This is a genomic window from Corynebacterium sp. ZY180755, assembly GCF_054331495.1.
In genome coordinates this window covers 1-14157 of sequence record NZ_JBTGLF010000002.1, presented here as the reverse complement: position 1 = coordinate 14157, position 14157 = coordinate 1, and the positions used below count along the sequence as shown (strand labels likewise).

Annotated in this window: 13 protein-coding genes and 2 pseudogenes; 3 read left to right on the top strand and 12 right to left on the bottom strand. The window is 63.5% G+C overall.

From position 1 onward, the window contains the following. Positions 1-12: 12 nt before the first annotated feature. The 4 genes from sul1 to aadB form a co-directional block, all read right to left on the bottom strand. The gene (gene sul1 / locus ACXM2N_RS11570) at positions 13-852 is read right to left on the bottom strand and encodes a sulfonamide-resistant dihydropteroate synthase Sul1 (RefSeq protein WP_000259031.1); all 840 of its coding nucleotides are present in this window, start codon (positions 850-852) and stop codon (positions 13-15) included. Beyond that, entirely contained in the window at positions 846-1193 is a 348-nt protein-coding gene (locus ACXM2N_RS11565) for a quaternary ammonium compound efflux SMR transporter QacE delta 1 (RefSeq protein ID WP_000679427.1), read from the bottom strand. The genes sul1 and ACXM2N_RS11565 overlap by 7 nt, the downstream gene beginning before the upstream one ends. A gap of 163 nt (positions 1194-1356) precedes the next feature. Beyond that, a complete protein-coding gene (locus ACXM2N_RS11560; protein ID WP_032448547.1) occupies positions 1357-2148 on the bottom strand; it encodes an AadA family aminoglycoside 3''-O-nucleotidyltransferase in 792 nt (263 codons plus the stop codon). Between the two features lie 57 nt (positions 2149-2205). Then, positions 2206-2739, bottom strand: a complete 534-nt coding sequence (gene aadB / locus ACXM2N_RS11555; protein WP_000381802.1) for an aminoglycoside nucleotidyltransferase ANT(2'')-Ia — start codon at positions 2737-2739, stop codon at positions 2206-2208. Positions 2740-2883: 144 nt separating this feature from the next. On the opposite strand from aadB, the gene intI1 reads away from it, so the two are divergent. Next, positions 2884-3915 carry a class 1 integron integrase IntI1 gene (gene intI1, locus ACXM2N_RS11550; protein WP_284805216.1) on the top strand — a complete coding sequence of 344 codons (1032 nt, stop codon included), beginning with the start codon at positions 2884-2886 and terminating at the stop codon, positions 3913-3915. Positions 3916-3923: 8 nt separating this feature from the next. Beyond that, positions 3924-4634: an IS6-like element IS1628 family transposase gene (locus ACXM2N_RS11545; RefSeq protein WP_458491209.1), complete on the top strand. Its 711-nt coding sequence runs from the start codon at positions 3924-3926 to the stop codon at positions 4632-4634. A gap of 448 nt (positions 4635-5082) precedes the next feature. Here the strand turns inward: ACXM2N_RS11545 and ACXM2N_RS11540 are convergent, their stop codons facing one another. The 6 genes from ACXM2N_RS11540 to ACXM2N_RS11515 form a co-directional block, all read right to left on the bottom strand. Beyond that, positions 5083-5205, bottom strand: a complete 123-nt coding sequence (locus tag ACXM2N_RS11540; RefSeq protein WP_458491207.1) for a hypothetical protein — start codon at positions 5203-5205, stop codon at positions 5083-5085. Positions 5206-5235: 30 nt separating this feature from the next. Then, positions 5236-5523 carry a ribbon-helix-helix protein, CopG family gene (locus tag ACXM2N_RS11535; RefSeq protein WP_458491205.1) on the bottom strand — a complete coding sequence of 96 codons (288 nt, stop codon included), beginning with the start codon at positions 5521-5523 and terminating at the stop codon, positions 5236-5238. A gap of 779 nt (positions 5524-6302) precedes the next feature. Beyond that, entirely contained in the window at positions 6303-7754 is a 1452-nt protein-coding gene (locus tag ACXM2N_RS11530) for an IS1380 family transposase (protein ID WP_319655592.1), read from the bottom strand. Between the two features lie 312 nt (positions 7755-8066). Next, positions 8067-9839 carry a penicillin-binding transpeptidase domain-containing protein gene (locus tag ACXM2N_RS11525; RefSeq protein WP_257037037.1) on the bottom strand — a complete coding sequence of 591 codons (1773 nt, stop codon included), beginning with the start codon at positions 9837-9839 and terminating at the stop codon, positions 8067-8069. 111 nt (positions 9840-9950) lie between these two features. After that, a complete protein-coding gene (locus ACXM2N_RS11520) occupies positions 9951-10835 on the bottom strand; it encodes a serine hydrolase (RefSeq protein ID WP_458491203.1) in 885 nt (294 codons plus the stop codon). After that, positions 10832-11713 carry a LysR family transcriptional regulator gene (locus ACXM2N_RS11515; protein WP_085548382.1) on the bottom strand — a complete coding sequence of 294 codons (882 nt, stop codon included), beginning with the start codon at positions 11711-11713 and terminating at the stop codon, positions 10832-10834. The genes ACXM2N_RS11520 and ACXM2N_RS11515 overlap by 4 nt, the downstream gene beginning before the upstream one ends. A 75-nt stretch (positions 11714-11788) precedes the next feature. On the opposite strand from ACXM2N_RS11515, the pseudogene ACXM2N_RS11510 reads away from it, so the two are divergent. Beyond that, a pseudogene (locus ACXM2N_RS11510) lies at positions 11789-12185 on the top strand (transposase); the annotation flags it as partial. Between the two features lie 594 nt (positions 12186-12779). On the opposite strand, the gene ACXM2N_RS11505 reads toward ACXM2N_RS11510, so the two are convergent. Further along, positions 12780-13649, bottom strand: a complete 870-nt coding sequence (locus ACXM2N_RS11505; RefSeq protein WP_257037036.1) for a transposase — start codon at positions 13647-13649, stop codon at positions 12780-12782. A gap of 112 nt (positions 13650-13761) precedes the next feature. After that, positions 13762-14157 (bottom strand): annotated as a pseudogene (locus tag ACXM2N_RS11500) (IS1380 family transposase); the annotation flags it as partial.

The window sequence follows — 14157 nt, the reverse complement described above, 5'->3', positions numbered from 1 at the left end:
GGAAGGTGAATGCTAGGCATGATCTAACCCTCGGTCTCTGGCGTCGCGACTGCGAAATTTCGCGAGGGTTTCCGAGAAGGTGATTGCGCTTCGCAGATCTCCAGGCGCGTGGGTGCGGACGTAGTCAGCGCCATTGCCGATCGCGTGAAGTTCCGCCGCAAGGCTCGCTGGACCCAGATCCTTTACAGGAAGGCCAACGGTGGCGCCCAAGAAGGATTTCCGCGACACCGAGACCAATAGCGGAAGCCCCAACGCCGACTTCAGCTTTTGAAGGTTCGACAGCACGTGCAGCGATGTTTCCGGTGCGGGGCTCAAGAAAAATCCCATCCCCGGATCGAGGATGAGCCGGTCGGCAGCGACCCCGCTCCGTCGCAAGGCGGAAACCCGCGCCTCGAAGAACCGCACAATCTCGTCGAGCGCGTCTTCGGGTCGAAGGTGACCGGTGCGGGTGGCGATGCCATCCCGCTGCGCTGAGTGCATAACCACCAGCCTGCAGTCCGCCTCAGCAATATCGGGATAGAGCGCAGGGTCAGGAAATCCTTGGATATCGTTCAGGTAGCCCACGCCGCGCTTGAGCGCATAGCGCTGGGTTTCCGGTTGGAAGCTGTCGATTGAAACACGGTGCATCTGATCGGACAGGGCGTCTAAGAGCGGCGCAATACGTCTGATCTCATCGGCCGGCGATACAGGCCTCGCGTCCGGATGGCTGGCGGCCGGTCCGACATCCACGACGTCTGATCCGACTCGCAGCATTTCGATCGCCGCGGTGACAGCGCCGGCGGGGTCTAGCCGCCGGCTCTCATCGAAGAAGGAGTCCTCGGTGAGATTCAGAATGCCGAACACCGTCACCATGGCGTCGGCCTCCGCAGCGACTTCCACGATGGGGATCGGGCGAGCAAAAAGGCAGCAATTATGAGCCCCATACCTACAAAGCCCCACGCATCAAGCTTTTGCCCATGAAGCAACCAGGCAATGGCTGTAATTATGACGACGCCGAGTCCCGACCAGACTGCATAAGCAACACCGACAGGGATGGATTTCAGAACCAGAGAAAGAAAATAAAATGCGATGCCATAACCGATTATGACAACGGCGGAAGGGGCAAGCTTAGTAAAGCCCTCGCTAGATTTTAATGCGGATGTTGCGATTACTTCGCCAACTATTGCGATAACAAGAAAAAGCCAGCCTTTCATGATATATCTCCCAATTTGTGTAGGGCTTATTATGCACGCTTAAAAATAATAAAAGCAGACTTGACCTGATAGTTTGGCTGTGAGCAATTATGTGCTTAGTGCATCTAACGCCGGAGTTAAGCCGCCGCGCGTAGCGCGGTCGGCTTGAACGAATTGTTAGACATCATTTACCAACTGACTTGATGATCTCGCCTTTCACAAAGCGAATAAATTCTTCCAAGTGATCTGCGCGTGAGGCCAAGTGATCTTCTTTTTGTCCCAGATAAGCTTGCTTAGCTTCAAGTAAGACGGGCTGATACTGGGCAGGTAGGCGTTTTATTGCCCAGTCGGCAGCGACATCCTTCGGCGCGATTTTGCCGGTTATTGCGCTGTACCAAATGCGGGACAACGTAAGCACTACATTTCGCTCATCGCCGGCCCAGTCGGGCTGCGAGTTCCATAGCTTCAAGGTTTCCCTCAGCGCCTCGAATAGATCCTGTTCAGGAACCGGGTCAAAGAATTCCTCCGCTGCCGGACCTACCAAGGCAACGCTATGTTCTCTTGCTTTTGTAAGCAGGATAGCTAGATCAATGTCGATCATGGCTGGCTCGAAGATACCCGCAAGAATGTCATTGCGCTGCCATTCTCCAAATTGCAGCTCGCGCTTAGCCGGATAACGCCACGGGATGATGTCGTCATGCACGACAAGGGTGACTTCTATAGCGCGGAGCGTCTCGCTCTCGCCAGGGGAAGCCGAAGTTTCCAAAAGGTCGTTGATCAAAGCTCGCCGCGTTGTTTCATCAAGCCTTACGGTCACCGTAACCAGCAAATCAATATCACTGTGTGGCTTCAGGCCGCCATCCACTGCGGAGCCGTACAAATGTACGGCCAGCAACGTCGGTTCGAGATGGCGCTCGATGACGCCAACTACCTCTGATAGTTGAGTCGATACTTCGGCGATCACCGCTTCCCTCATGATGTTTAACACCTGAGTTAAGCCGCGCCGCGAAGCGGCGTCGGCTTGGACGAATTGTTAGGCCGCATATCGCGACCTGAAAGCGGCACGCAAGACCTCAACCTTTTCCGCCCCGAGTGAGGTGCATGCGAGCCTGTAGGACTCTATGTGCTTTGTAGGCCAGTCCACTGGTGGTACTTCATCGGCATAGTAAAAGTAATCCCAGATGATCGCCTCCCAGCTGTTACAACGGACTGGCCGCCCGGCGATGACGCCCTCAGCCGCCTCTGGGCACGAGCCCTGCGGAGCCTCCGCGATTTCATACGCTTCGTCTGCCCACCAAGCAGGTTCGCAGTCAAGTAACTCATCCCCGATCTCCGCTAAGAATCCATAGTCCAACTCCTCCATGACGCGCCCGCCGAGCATTTCAACTATTGCCTCGAGCTCGCCGCGCCTCTCGCCGGGAAACGTCAGATCAATATCATCGTGCTTGCGTGTTACACGCCCTAGCCGTGCATCGATCGCCCAGCCCCCACCGATCCAGAGCGGCAGATTTCGCTCATCTGCCGCAGCTAGAATTTTGTGTATCAATGTGACCTGCGTTGTGTCCATGCGGCCTAACTTTGTTTTAGGGCGACTGCCCTGCTGCGTAACATCGTTGCTGCTCCATAACATCAAACATCGACCCACGGCGTAACGCGCTTGCTGCTTGGATGCCCGAGGCATAGACTGTACAAAAAACAGTCATAACAAGCCATGAAAACCGCCACTGCGCCGTTACCACCGCTGCGTTCGGTCAAGGTTCTGGACCAGTTGCGTGAGCGCATACGCTACTTGCATTACAGCTTACCAACCGAACAGGCTTATGTCCACTGGGTTCGTGCCTTCATCCGTTTCCACGGTGTGCGTCACCCGGCAACCTTGGGCAGCAGCGAAGTCGAGGCATTTCTGTCCTGGCTGGCGAACGAGCGCAAGGTTTCGGTCTCCACGCATCGTCAGGCATTGGCGGCCTTGCTGTTCTTCTACGGCAAGGTGCTGTGCACGGATCTGCCCTGGCTTCAGGAGATCGGAAGACCTCGGCCGTCGCGGCGCTTGCCGGTGGTGCTGACCCCGGATGAAGTGGTTCGCATCCTCGGTTTTCTGGAAGGCGAGCATCGTTTGTTCGCCCAGCTTCTGTATGGAACGGGCATGCGGATCAGTGAGGGTTTGCAACTGCGGGTCAAGGATCTGGATTTCGATCACGGCACGATCATCGTGCGGGAGGGCAAGGGCTCCAAGGATCGGGCCTTGATGTTACCCGAGAGCTTGGCACCCAGCCTGCGCGAGCAGCTGTCGCGTGCACGGGCATGGTGGCTGAAGGACCAGGCCGAGGGCCGCAGCGGCGTTGCGCTTCCCGACGCCCTTGAGCGGAAGTATCCGCGCGCCGGGCATTCCTGGCCGTGGTTCTGGGTTTTTGCGCAGCACACGCATTCGACCGATCCACGGAGCGGTGTCGTGCGTCGCCATCACATGTATGACCAGACCTTTCAGCGCGCCTTCAAACGTGCCGTAGAACAAGCAGGCATCACGAAGCCCGCCACACCGCACACCCTCCGCCACTCGTTCGCGACGGCCTTGCTCCGCAGCGGTTACGACATTCGAACCGTGCAGGATCTGCTCGGCCATTCCGACGTCTCTACGACGATGATTTACACGCATGTGCTGAAAGTTGGCGGTGCCGGAGTGCGCTCACCGCTTGATGCGGTGCTGTTGCAAAGTTGGGGCAGTAGGAAGACCGGCGTGGAATAATCAGGTCCATGGGCATCTTCTCCGGTCGGCAGTTCCCTCGTGAAATCATCCTGTGGGCGGTGCGGTGGTACTGCCGCTACGGCGTGAGCTATCGCGACCTCGAAGAGATGATGACCGAGCGGGGAGTGCCGGTCGATCACACCACGATCTACCGCTGGGTCCAGAAATATGCTCCTGAGCTGGATAAGAAGACCCGGTGGTATCGGCAAGTTCCTGACTGGCAGGCCAGGTCCTGGCGGGTGGATGAGACCTATATCCGGGTCGGGGGAAAGTGGTGCTACCTCTATCGGGCAATCACCGCCGGTAGCCAGACCCTGGACTTCTACCTCTCACCAAAACGCAACGTCGCGGCAGCGAAGCGTTTCCTGGCGAAGACGCTGCGGTCGAATAAATCGGCAGGCTATCCGCGGGTGATCAGCACCGACAAGGCCCCCTCACTCGCCAGGGCAATCTCTGAGCTGAAGGCGGAAGGCGTCTGTCCATCGACGGTCGAGCATCGTCGGGTGAAATACCTCAACAACGTCATTGAAGGCGATCATGGCCGGTTAAAGCGGATCCTCGGGCCGAAAGGAGCATTCAAAAACCAAACGTCTGCCTACCGGACGTTGAAAGGGATGGAAGCGATGCACTCATTGCGGAAGGGGCAGGGCACGATGTTTGCCTATGGTCACCCGAATCCGGATGCAGTGATTGTTAGCCGGGTATTCGAGACGGCCTGACAACACAGGCACATAGCGTTGATCACACAATAAAAACGGAGCTTTCTTGGCTCCCGCCCCAAGTTGCAACAGCACCGCGTCGAGAAATGACCGGAGAGCTTCTCGAACTGCGTGTAAAAACTGCGATCCTAGACGCACGTTCACAGTCGGCTCCTGACCCCTCCACGCGAGAGTTGGCAGGCGAGTTAGGTGTCAGTGAACGGCGCATTCAGCAAGTCCGAAAGACTCTTGGGATGGCTGCGAAACGTGGTCGAAAGCCCTCTCAGAATTAAATGCGAAATGCCGTCAGCAGATAACGGTTCCCACCCCGTAGGGGTAGCGCTCGGTCCCTGAAGCTCCCACCTCTAGCTCCCCTCCCGGCCCTCCTTGAGCGCCCACCCACAAATGCGAAATGCCGTCAGCAGATAACGGTTCCCACCCCGTAGGGGTAGCGCTCGGCCCTTAAAGCTCACTCTTCCTGCTCCCGTTTCAGGATCTCCTTCCAGGAATCCACGGTTCGTTTCGGGTCCACTAGAACTCCACCGATGAGGGCGGTCAAAACTACAGCTGCACACTCGAGAAATATCTCCATGGCGGCAGTGTCCAACAACCCGGCCGTTGTTTACTTTCCTCCGTCAGGCTTCCGGGGCTTGCTGGCTTCGTCCATTAGCTGCTGGGTGATCTCTTCGAACGCATCCTTGATCGCCAGTTCTTCGAAATCGGCGGCAGCTTGCTCCCAGTGAATCCGTTCCAGCTCCGGCAGTGCCGCCCACAGCGCCATGCGTAGGTACGTGCCGCGTGATCGCTTGGTGCGCTCGGCGAGCGCGTCCAGGCGCTCGATCAGCTCCGGCTCCAGGCGCACGGAGACCACGGGGCCGCGTCCGGCGGGGTTCTTCTGGTTGGTGGCCATGAAAAGTTTCCTCTCGCTTCGGTAGATGTAAACAATGTTTACACCGTGTCGGGGCGAGAGGTTTTTATTTTCTTCTGGCGACTTTCGAGACGGGTCATGTCGTAAGCGAGGCGCGTAGCCACACCGCGCTCGGCGACGCGGGTGTCACTTGCTCCCCGACTGTCAGCCGGGGAGGGGGCGCGCATGGCGTCCAGGAGCGCCGTAGAGCGCTTGGGGCGGTTCGTGTGGGGACTTGGTCGCCTCACGGGGCTTTAATCGCTTAAAAACGCGCACAGCGCATTTCTTGCTACGTGCTAGCGCGTGACCGCTGCGCGCTCACTTGCTCAGGAAGAAAAATCATCCCTCGCCTAAAGCGCTTCGCGCGCTCGCCCTCTCCGAGGGGGAAAACTAACCACACACCTCATGCACTAAAGTGCTGCTTCGCAGGTCAGCGCGTTTTAGCGTGCAAAAATAGTGCGGAAAACGGCGAAAATGGGGGCGCGACAATCCCCTCAGTGGCTCCCCAAAGTTCACCTATTCACATCTGCTACTGGCTGATTTCTTTCCCGACAAGGGGCCCCGCGAGGGCGCAGGTTGAGCCACTTTTACGTCCCGGAGATCCCTTTAGCCCCTTTCTTTCACCGGGCTTTTTGAGTGGCCGGCTTGGTGGGGGTGGCTGAGGTCGGGGTCGCTGGGATTCCGGCGGGTGCTGGTGCCGGGGAAACCAGGTTCCATGTCCTGGGCTCGAAATGCGGGTAGGGACTGCGAAGATTGCAAGCGTGCGGCGGTTGTACCGAGAGTCAGGCGATGGATCTGAGTCGGGAGAGTCCGTGCTCGAGCACCTCGCGGTGGGCCGCGGCGTTGTCGAACCGGAGGATGGTGCGCCTGGCGTGACGAACCACGATCGCTGCGATCGATAGCATGCGGGCTCGTAGGGTTTTTGGTTCCCACACCCACCACCGCGAGCGGCGCCGATCGGCGGCAGCACTGTCGGCGGCGATGATCAGTCCGCACCAGGTGATCAGGTTCATCGCCAGGACCGCGGCGTGGATCCACGCCTGGTTCATCCCGAACGCCTCATGCGGCAGTTTCCCCAGCCCGCAGTCCTTCAGATCCCGGATGCGTTGCTCACACCTGCCCCGGGCCCGGTGGAGCGCGTCGAGTCGGTTCGCGTGCCCGGGACAGTTGGTGACAAAGGCCTGCACACGCCGACCATCTACATCGGTGATGCGTAGCTGCGCGCCCCGGGCGGGGTGCTCGACCCGGATGATAATCCGCATATCTGTGGGGTATTTGTCGAGGTTGATGCCCAGTGGCTCCCCGGCCCAGGAGTGCATCCGGGAGGTGATGTCCGCGACGTACGCGTCCGTGGTGTCGCTGACGGTACCGTCCGCGCGGATGATGCCTTGTTTGATGTCCTCGCCGAGCGTGGAGGCGATCTCACCGATTTGCCAGGTCACCGGCAACCCCACCGAATACGCCAGGCCCTGGTGATCGAGGTGGCCCAGAAAGGCCTGGGATCCGCCGGCGGCATCCGTGCGTATCAGCATCCGCTTCCCCCACTCCTGACCATCGACGTGGTTGGGGATCGCGGCCAAGGCCTGGTCGAGGACGTCCTGGTGGTCGGAGGCCGTGTTCGAGCCGGCGTTGCCTGGGCGCAGCAGGACGGCTGCGGGTTCACCGGTCAGCCCGTCGCCGTGGTCGATGATCGCAGCCAGCGGGTGGAACCCGTAGTGCTTCTTCCACGTCGGGGCCGCTTTCTCTTTGTCCGAGTGGGACAGGATTTCCGTGGCGTCCAGATCCAGAACCAGCGGAGCATCGGCGCTGGCCGCGGCGGCAGGATTCTGGGCACCGCAGGCGGCCCACGCTGCCTGGCGGGCTGTTTTCATGCCGGCCAGGACCGCCGTCGTGCCGGCGCGATCGTCTTCGTCGTCGTGGTCGGCGAGCTCTTTGTGGCGGCGGTGCACTGTAGAGTCCGACGGGACCTGGTCGACCAACCCGGTCGCGACCAATGGCCCCAGCAGGTCGACGTCATTGGCATCATCCCCGCCCAAGGCCAGTGCCAGGGCCAGCGAGGTCATGGTGTTCCCGGTGGTGTGCAGCAGGTTCGGATTCTGCCACTCGGCCAGGCCGGCGTCAATCGCGTCGGCCACCCCGACGGCATCGGCGGTGCTGGCCAATAACATGAGCCCGGCATTCGAGCACAGTTGAGCAGGAGCGGGGGTACCGACGCAGAAGCTGGTAGTCTTCACCCTGAAGGTGATCCTTTCGAGCAGGCAATTAGCGGTGTGAGAAACTACTAATTTACCTGGTCAAGGGTCACTTTCCTTGTATCTTCACCACGTGTCAGCCCGCTTCCCGTGAAAACACCGGGTTACCTTCTCGAATATGTTGACCGACAGTGAACGACCCCTCATTTTTAACCCAGAAGTTGACGTGACCACCCGAGGTATCGCGGACTTTTGTCCGGAACGTCCTCTTCCGCCCCCCTGAATGGGGCTGACCTGCACTAATACTACTTTTGGGGGATCGACGTGAGCGTCGGCCCGGGTGATGGGGTCCGCTCAGCGCCACTCCGACATCGCGTCATCGCGCAGGAAACGGCCCGTGGCCGCCACCGCCGGTCCCGAGGACTCCGCCCCGGCGACGAAGGTGCAGAACGCCAGGTCACCCTTGATGCCGGCGAACCAGCCGTGGGCGGGCCGGTTGCCCCCGACCTCCGCGGTCCCGGTCTTGCCGCCGAGACCGTCGATGTCGCTCAGGCTGGCGGCGGTCCCGGAGTCCACCGTCTCCACCATCATCGCGCGCAGGGCCCGCACTGTCGCCGGGTCGAGCGGCTCGGGGTCCTGGTCGGCGGTGGTCTCCTCACCCTGGATCAGGGTCGGCAGCACCATCCGGCCGTTGTTGCCCAGGGAGGCCTCCATGACGGCCAGCCCGAAGGGGGAGGAGAGGACCTCGCCCTGGCCGATGGCGGCCTCCACCCGGGCCGCGCCGGGCTCGGTGACGGGGACGGAGCCGGTCACCGTGGTCATGCCGGGCGCGGTGAAGTCCACGCCCAGCCCGAGGCGCGCCGCCGTGTTCCTCATGTCGTCCGGCTCCAGATCCTGGGAGATGAAACCCTGGGTGGTGTTGCAGGACTGGGCGAAGGCCTGCGTCATGGAGACGTCCCCGAGGGCAAAGTTGCCGTCGTTGGGGATGACGCGGCCGTCGATCTCCGCGGTGGCGGGGCAGGCGACGGTGGAGTCGGGTACCACGGTGCCGCGTTCGAGGGCGGCGGCGGTGGTCACCGTCTTGAAGGTGGAGCCGGGCGGGTACAGCCCGCTCAGCGAGACGGGGCCGAGGGCGTCGGCGGCGTCGTTCTGCGCGACGGCGATGACCCCGCCGGTGGAGGCGCTGAGGGCGACGATCGCCGCGGGCTGCTCGATCGGCTCCAGGGCCCGCTTCGCGGCCGTCTGCACCCCGAGGTCCATCGTGGTGCGCACGGGCTCGCTCTCCGCCGGTTCCACCTGCCCCAGGATGGTCGTGCCGGTGGGGGAGGTGGCCTGGAGGGTCCAGCCGGCGTCGGCCGTGATCTTCTCCGACCAGTAGTCGCGCAGGCCGCCGTCCACCGGGGAGGCGGTGTCCCGGGTGGGGCCGAGCATGCGGCCCTCCTCCCGCAGGTCCAGTCCCTCGATCGCCCGCAGGGCGTCCCCCATCACGGCGAAGTCCCGCTCTCGGAGGGTGAACAGCCCCACCGGGGAGCCGTCCCCGGACTCGATCTGGGCGGTGACGGATTCGGCGGTGGAGGTCGGCACGACCGGGCGGACGGCGGCGGCGATCTCCCCGGCCCGCGGGATCAGCTCCGGGCCCGCGGAGACGACGGTGACAGGTGTCCAGGACAGGATGTCGGTGCCGTTGCGGTCGGTCACCGGCAGAGTGAAGGTCTTGTCGTCGGAGTAGAGGAAGCGGCTGTCCCCGTTCAGCTCCGTGGAGAAGATCCGCTTGTCCCAGGTGATGAGGTCGCTGTCCTGTTCGGAGAGGGTGATCGTCCCGGTGGTGGTGGACTCATCGCCATTCGGGACGGTCCAGGTGGCGGTGATCTCGGTGGCGCCGTCCTCCTCGCCGCCGGCGTCCAGTTCCACGCTGGTCCCGCCGATGCCCGCGCGCAGCTGCTCCAGGTCGGCTGCGGCCCGGGCGGGATCGTCGCTGAGTGTGGCGGCACCGGCGTCGTCACCGGCGTTGAAGGCGGCGACGAACTCGTCCACCGCGTCCCGGAACCAGGGCACGGTGCAGGAGGAGAGCGCGAGCGCCGTAGCGGCGAGCAGGGCGGAGACACGGACAGTGGTGCGGGTGGTCATACCGGATGAGATTAGGCCCACGGGCTCACCGCGACCACGTTCCCGCACGACTTCCGGCCAGTCGGGAGACGAATACCGCCTGCTCGGCGGGGTGTTCTCCGGTGGGGAATCTCAGCGCGACATGCGCAGTTCATCGACGAGTAACCGGGCGATGCGGCCGATCGCGGCGTCCGCGGCCGCGAGGTTCGGGCCGCTGCGGGCTGAACGGGTGATCACGGCGACGACGATGGGTGCCTCCTCGTCGACGACCACCACGGAAACCTCGCCGCGCACGGGGCCGATCGTCCCGGTCTTGCCGTGGAAGCGCACGCCCCCGGCGGGGAAGCCGGAGGGGATCCGGTGGCCCCACACCTGCTGCCCGAGCACGGTCCGGGCGAAGGCACGGGAGACCCCGGTGAGATCCGGGCCCGTCCAGATCCAGTCCAGCAGGCGGCACAGCTGGCGTGGGGTGCTCACCGAGCGGTAGGCGGCCGGATCCTGGCGGACCCGGGGGTAGGAGACCAGCAGCCGGATCGCCTCGCTGGCCGCGGAGCCGTCCTCGGGAAGGGCCGGGAGTTCGGACTCGGTGGTGCCCGGGGCGACGATCGTGGTGTCCTCGAGATTCGCCAGGGAGACGACCTCCCCGACCAGGCCCGGCGGGAGACGCCGCTGCAGCACCCGGGCGGCGATGCTGTCGGAGAGCACCACCATCTGACGCACCAGATCCCGCAGGCTCATCGTCACGGGGTCGGCGAACAGCCCCACTCCCGGGGTCCCGACCGGGCCGTCATCCGCGCTGAGCGTCACCGCGTCGAGCGGATTCAGCAGCCCGCGGTCCACGGCCAGGCAGAAGGCGGCCAGGAGGTGGACCTTGTACATCGACGAGATGCTGGTCTGACTGTCGGCGCCGACCCCGACGCCGGCCGCCTCCTCGCCGACCGGGTGCGCCCAGCACCAACCGTCACAGCCCGCGGCGACCAATTCGGTGCCGATCCGGGCCCGCAGGCTCCTGGTCATCCGGTCTCCCCCAGACGCCCGAGGGAGCGCCGCAGGGCACGGTCCACGACGTCGCGCAGATCCCGCTTTCCGACGGCAACGCCCCGTTGCGGCGGCACCACACACCGCAGCCGCAGGTGGAAGGCCGCCGGCATCGGGAACGCGGGCAGGCCCCCGAGTTGATCGGGGGTGAGCAGCACCATCGCGCCTCCGGCACCGAGCCGCGCGGCCAGGACCGTCCGGTCCGGCCACAGCTCGGTCTCCGGGTGCAAGCCGATGGTGAAGAAGGCGTCGGCCAGGCGTCCGGCGGCCGCCGGGCTGACGGCGGCGGTGTTGTCCAGCAGGGTGTGTCCCCGCAACGCCGCCCAGGTCGCGGGCTTTTCGGCGGGCCCGGCGAGCAGCCGGGGAACCTCGTGCAGCTGCCCGCGAGACAACTCACCCGTCGGCGCCGGGTCCTCGATGACGGCACAGTCCAGACGGCCCTCGCCCACCCGGGTGACCAGCTGCGACACCTCGGCCGTGTGCACACTGACCCGGCCGACGTCCCGCAACGCGGAGGTGAGGTCGAAGGCGATGCCCGGCGGCACCGAGGGGGCCAGCCCCACGCGGACCTCGGCCCCGGCGTCGGCGATGGCGTGGGCCATGCTCTGCAGTTCCGTGGCGTCCCGGACCAGAATCCGGGCCTGCGGGAGCAGGGACCGGCCCGCCTCGGTGAGGGTGGCACCGGTGGCGGAGCGGCGGATCAGGTCGAGGCCGAGATTCGACTCCAGACGTTTCAGCCCCTGGGACACGGGGGACTGGGTCAGCCCCAGCCGCTCCGCGGCACCGGTGACGCTGCCCTCCTCGGCCACGGCGACGAAGTACTCCCAATGCCGGAGGGAATCCGGTCGAGTTGTCATGTGCCCCGAGTCTAGTGGCGGGGACTCTGCCGAGCTGAGCGAGGTACGGGGGACACCCCCAGGGGTCAGGTCCAGCGGCAGAAACAGCGACTGGACATGCTGTGGGCCACCGATGACGACTACGTGGCCCTGGAGGTGACGTGGATGCTCTCACAGGACGTGATCCAGGCGTACGGGCATCCGAAGAACTCGGAGGGCAAGAAGTTGATGGACCGGATCATCAACACCCTGCGCACAGGCTTGCCGAAAGGTCTGGAGGAGCTGGCTCAACTCGGGAGAACCCTGTGGCGTCGGCGGGAAGATGTGCTCGCCTACTTCGACATCGGGGCGTCCAACGGCCCGGTCGAGGCGATCAACGGCCGGCTCGAGCACCTACGCGGCATCGCCCTGGGTTTCCAGAACCTCAACCACTACATCTTGCGGATCCCTGATCCACTCCGGCCAGCTGCACACCCGGATCAACGCACTCTAAATCGTGAAGAGCCAGTAAATGCTGTCCAGCGCGACTACGTAGAAAGGCCAGAAGATAGTACCGGTCCGATAGATCCTCTACCCGAATTCTAATCATGTCGTGCGAGAGCGCGGATTGGGTCAGATAAGAGTCCGCGATGGTTACCGGGCCCAAATTCCGACCAGAGCAGGTCTGGAGGATGTCGCCTTCTTGGATCAGGTAATCCTCAAGCCTCGCGGTGCGCGTGACTGAGAGTCGGTCTGCCTCAGGTGGGAGATATTCAAAGACGTCGTAAGGCCGGAGGTACGGCACGAAATCTTCTCCATCAACCGCGTAAGTTCGCTTAAACCTGCTTGGCGCATATGCACTACCAAGGCTGCGGATGTCCACGAGGGTGTGCCCGATTCCAGCACGGAGTAACTCACGAATCGGTCCTGCACTGCCGAGAAAGTAGTCGGCATCGAGGCGTCCCTCAGTGTAGAGACCCCTAGCCCGGATTTTTCACGGGTCCTGTCTCCAGTCCTCAGCACGGGGGTGACCGGCTGCAGGGTCGGCGGAGTCCCGGCGGGTACTGGGCCGGGAAACCAGGGTCCGGTATGAGATCGTAGGGGAACTTCAGGGCTGCAGTGACGAAAGCGTGCGGCTGGATGTGGCCAGGAGCTGCCGATGCGGCGCAGCCTGATCGAAGCGCAGGCTGACCCGCCTTGCGTGACGCACCACGATCGCGGCGATCGACAACATCCTCGCCCGCAGCGTCTTCGGTTCCCATACCCACCACCGCGACCGCCGTTGCTGTGCCGCGGTACTGCCGGCAGCGGTGACCAACCCCGCCCAGGTGACGAGGCTCATTGCCAGGACCGCCACATGACACCACGTCTGATTCATCCGGAAACTCTCGTGCGGGAGTTTCCCCAACCCGCAGTCTTTCAGGTCCCGGATCCGTTGCTCGCACCTGCCCCTGCCGCGGTGCAGGACGTCGAGCCGGTTGGCATGGCCGGGGCGGTTGGTGACAAAGGCCTGAACCCGGCGGCCATCGACATCCGTGATGCGAAGCTGCGCCCCGGACGCGGGGTGTTCCACCCGGATGATGATCCGCGTATCGTCGGGGTAGTTGTCCAGGTCGGTGCCCAGGGGTTCCCCGGCCCAGGACCGCATCCGGGAGGTGATATCGGCAACGTAGCCGTCACCCGGGTCGGTGACGGTGCCGTCGGGGCGGATGATGCCCTGCTTGACGGGGTCCCCCAGGGTCGAGGCGATCTCCCCGATCTGCCAGGTCACCGGGAACCCGATGGAATAGGCCAGGCCCTGGTCGTTGAGGTGGTTGAGAAAGGATTGGGAACCACCGGCGGCATCGGTACGCACCTGCAGGCGTGTGTCCCACTCGTGTCCGTCGGCGTGCTCGGGCAGAGCACTCACCGCCTGGTCCAGCACGGTGATGTGGTCGGCGGCGGTGTTGGATCCGGCGTTGCCGGGGCGCAGGAGCACGGCTGCGGGTTCCCCGGTCAGCCCGTCGCCGTGGTCGATGATCGCTGCCAGGGGGGTGGAATCCGAAGTGTTTCTTCCACGTCGGGGTGGCATGCTCTTTGTCGGAGTGGGAGAGGATTTCGGTGGCGTCCAGGTCGATGACCAGTGGATTGTCGGTGGTGGCCCAGGCTGCGGGGTTGCGGGTGCCGCAGGCGGCCCAGGCGGCTCGACGGGCCGATTTCATCCCCGCCAGGATCGCCGTGGTGCCGTCAGAACCCAGGCCGGCGAGTTCTGCGTGGCGGCGATGCACCGTGGAGTCTGAGGGCACCTGGTCGATCAGGCCGGTGGCCACCAGCGGATCCAGGAGGTCCACGTCATTTGCGTCGTCCCCACCGAGGGCAAGTGCCAGGGCGAGAGTGGTCATGGTGTGGCCGGTGGTGTGGACCAGGTTCGGGTTCTGCCGGTCCCCGAGTTCAGTGTCGATCGCAGCGGCCACCCCGACCTGATCAGCGGTGGTGGCCAGTAGCAT

What these genes read in the sequence shown, in the direction of transcription:
- ACXM2N_RS11515 (WP_085548382.1), bottom strand. Translation starts at nt 11,713, where the DNA reads ATGACAACTCGACCGGATTCCCTCCGGCATTGGGAGTACTTCGTCGCC.
- ACXM2N_RS11520 (WP_458491203.1), bottom strand. Translation starts at nt 10,835, where the DNA reads ATGACCAGGAGCCTGCGGGCCCGGATCGGCACCGAATTGGTCGCCGCG.
- ACXM2N_RS11535 (WP_458491205.1), bottom strand. Translation starts at nt 5,523, where the DNA reads ATGGCCACCAACCAGAAGAACCCCGCCGGACGCGGCCCCGTGGTCTCC.
- ACXM2N_RS11540 (WP_458491207.1), bottom strand. Translation starts at nt 5,205, where the DNA reads ATGGAGATATTTCTCGAGTGTGCAGCTGTAGTTTTGACCGCCCTCATC.
- ACXM2N_RS11545 (WP_458491209.1), top strand. Translation starts at nt 3,924, where the DNA reads ATGGGCATCTTCTCCGGTCGGCAGTTCCCTCGTGAAATCATCCTGTGG.
- sul1 (WP_000259031.1), bottom strand. Translation starts at nt 852, where the DNA reads ATGGTGACGGTGTTCGGCATTCTGAATCTCACCGAGGACTCCTTCTTC.
- ACXM2N_RS11525 (WP_257037037.1), bottom strand. Translation starts at nt 9,839, where the DNA reads ATGACCACCCGCACCACTGTCCGTGTCTCCGCCCTGCTCGCCGCTACG.
- intI1 (WP_284805216.1), top strand. Translation starts at nt 2,884, where the DNA reads ATGAAAACCGCCACTGCGCCGTTACCACCGCTGCGTTCGGTCAAGGTT.
- ACXM2N_RS11565 (WP_000679427.1), bottom strand. Translation starts at nt 1,193, where the DNA reads ATGAAAGGCTGGCTTTTTCTTGTTATCGCAATAGTTGGCGAAGTAATC.
- ACXM2N_RS11560 (WP_032448547.1), bottom strand. Translation starts at nt 2,148, where the DNA reads ATGAGGGAAGCGGTGATCGCCGAAGTATCGACTCAACTATCAGAGGTA.
- aadB (WP_000381802.1), bottom strand. Translation starts at nt 2,739, where the DNA reads ATGGACACAACGCAGGTCACATTGATACACAAAATTCTAGCTGCGGCA.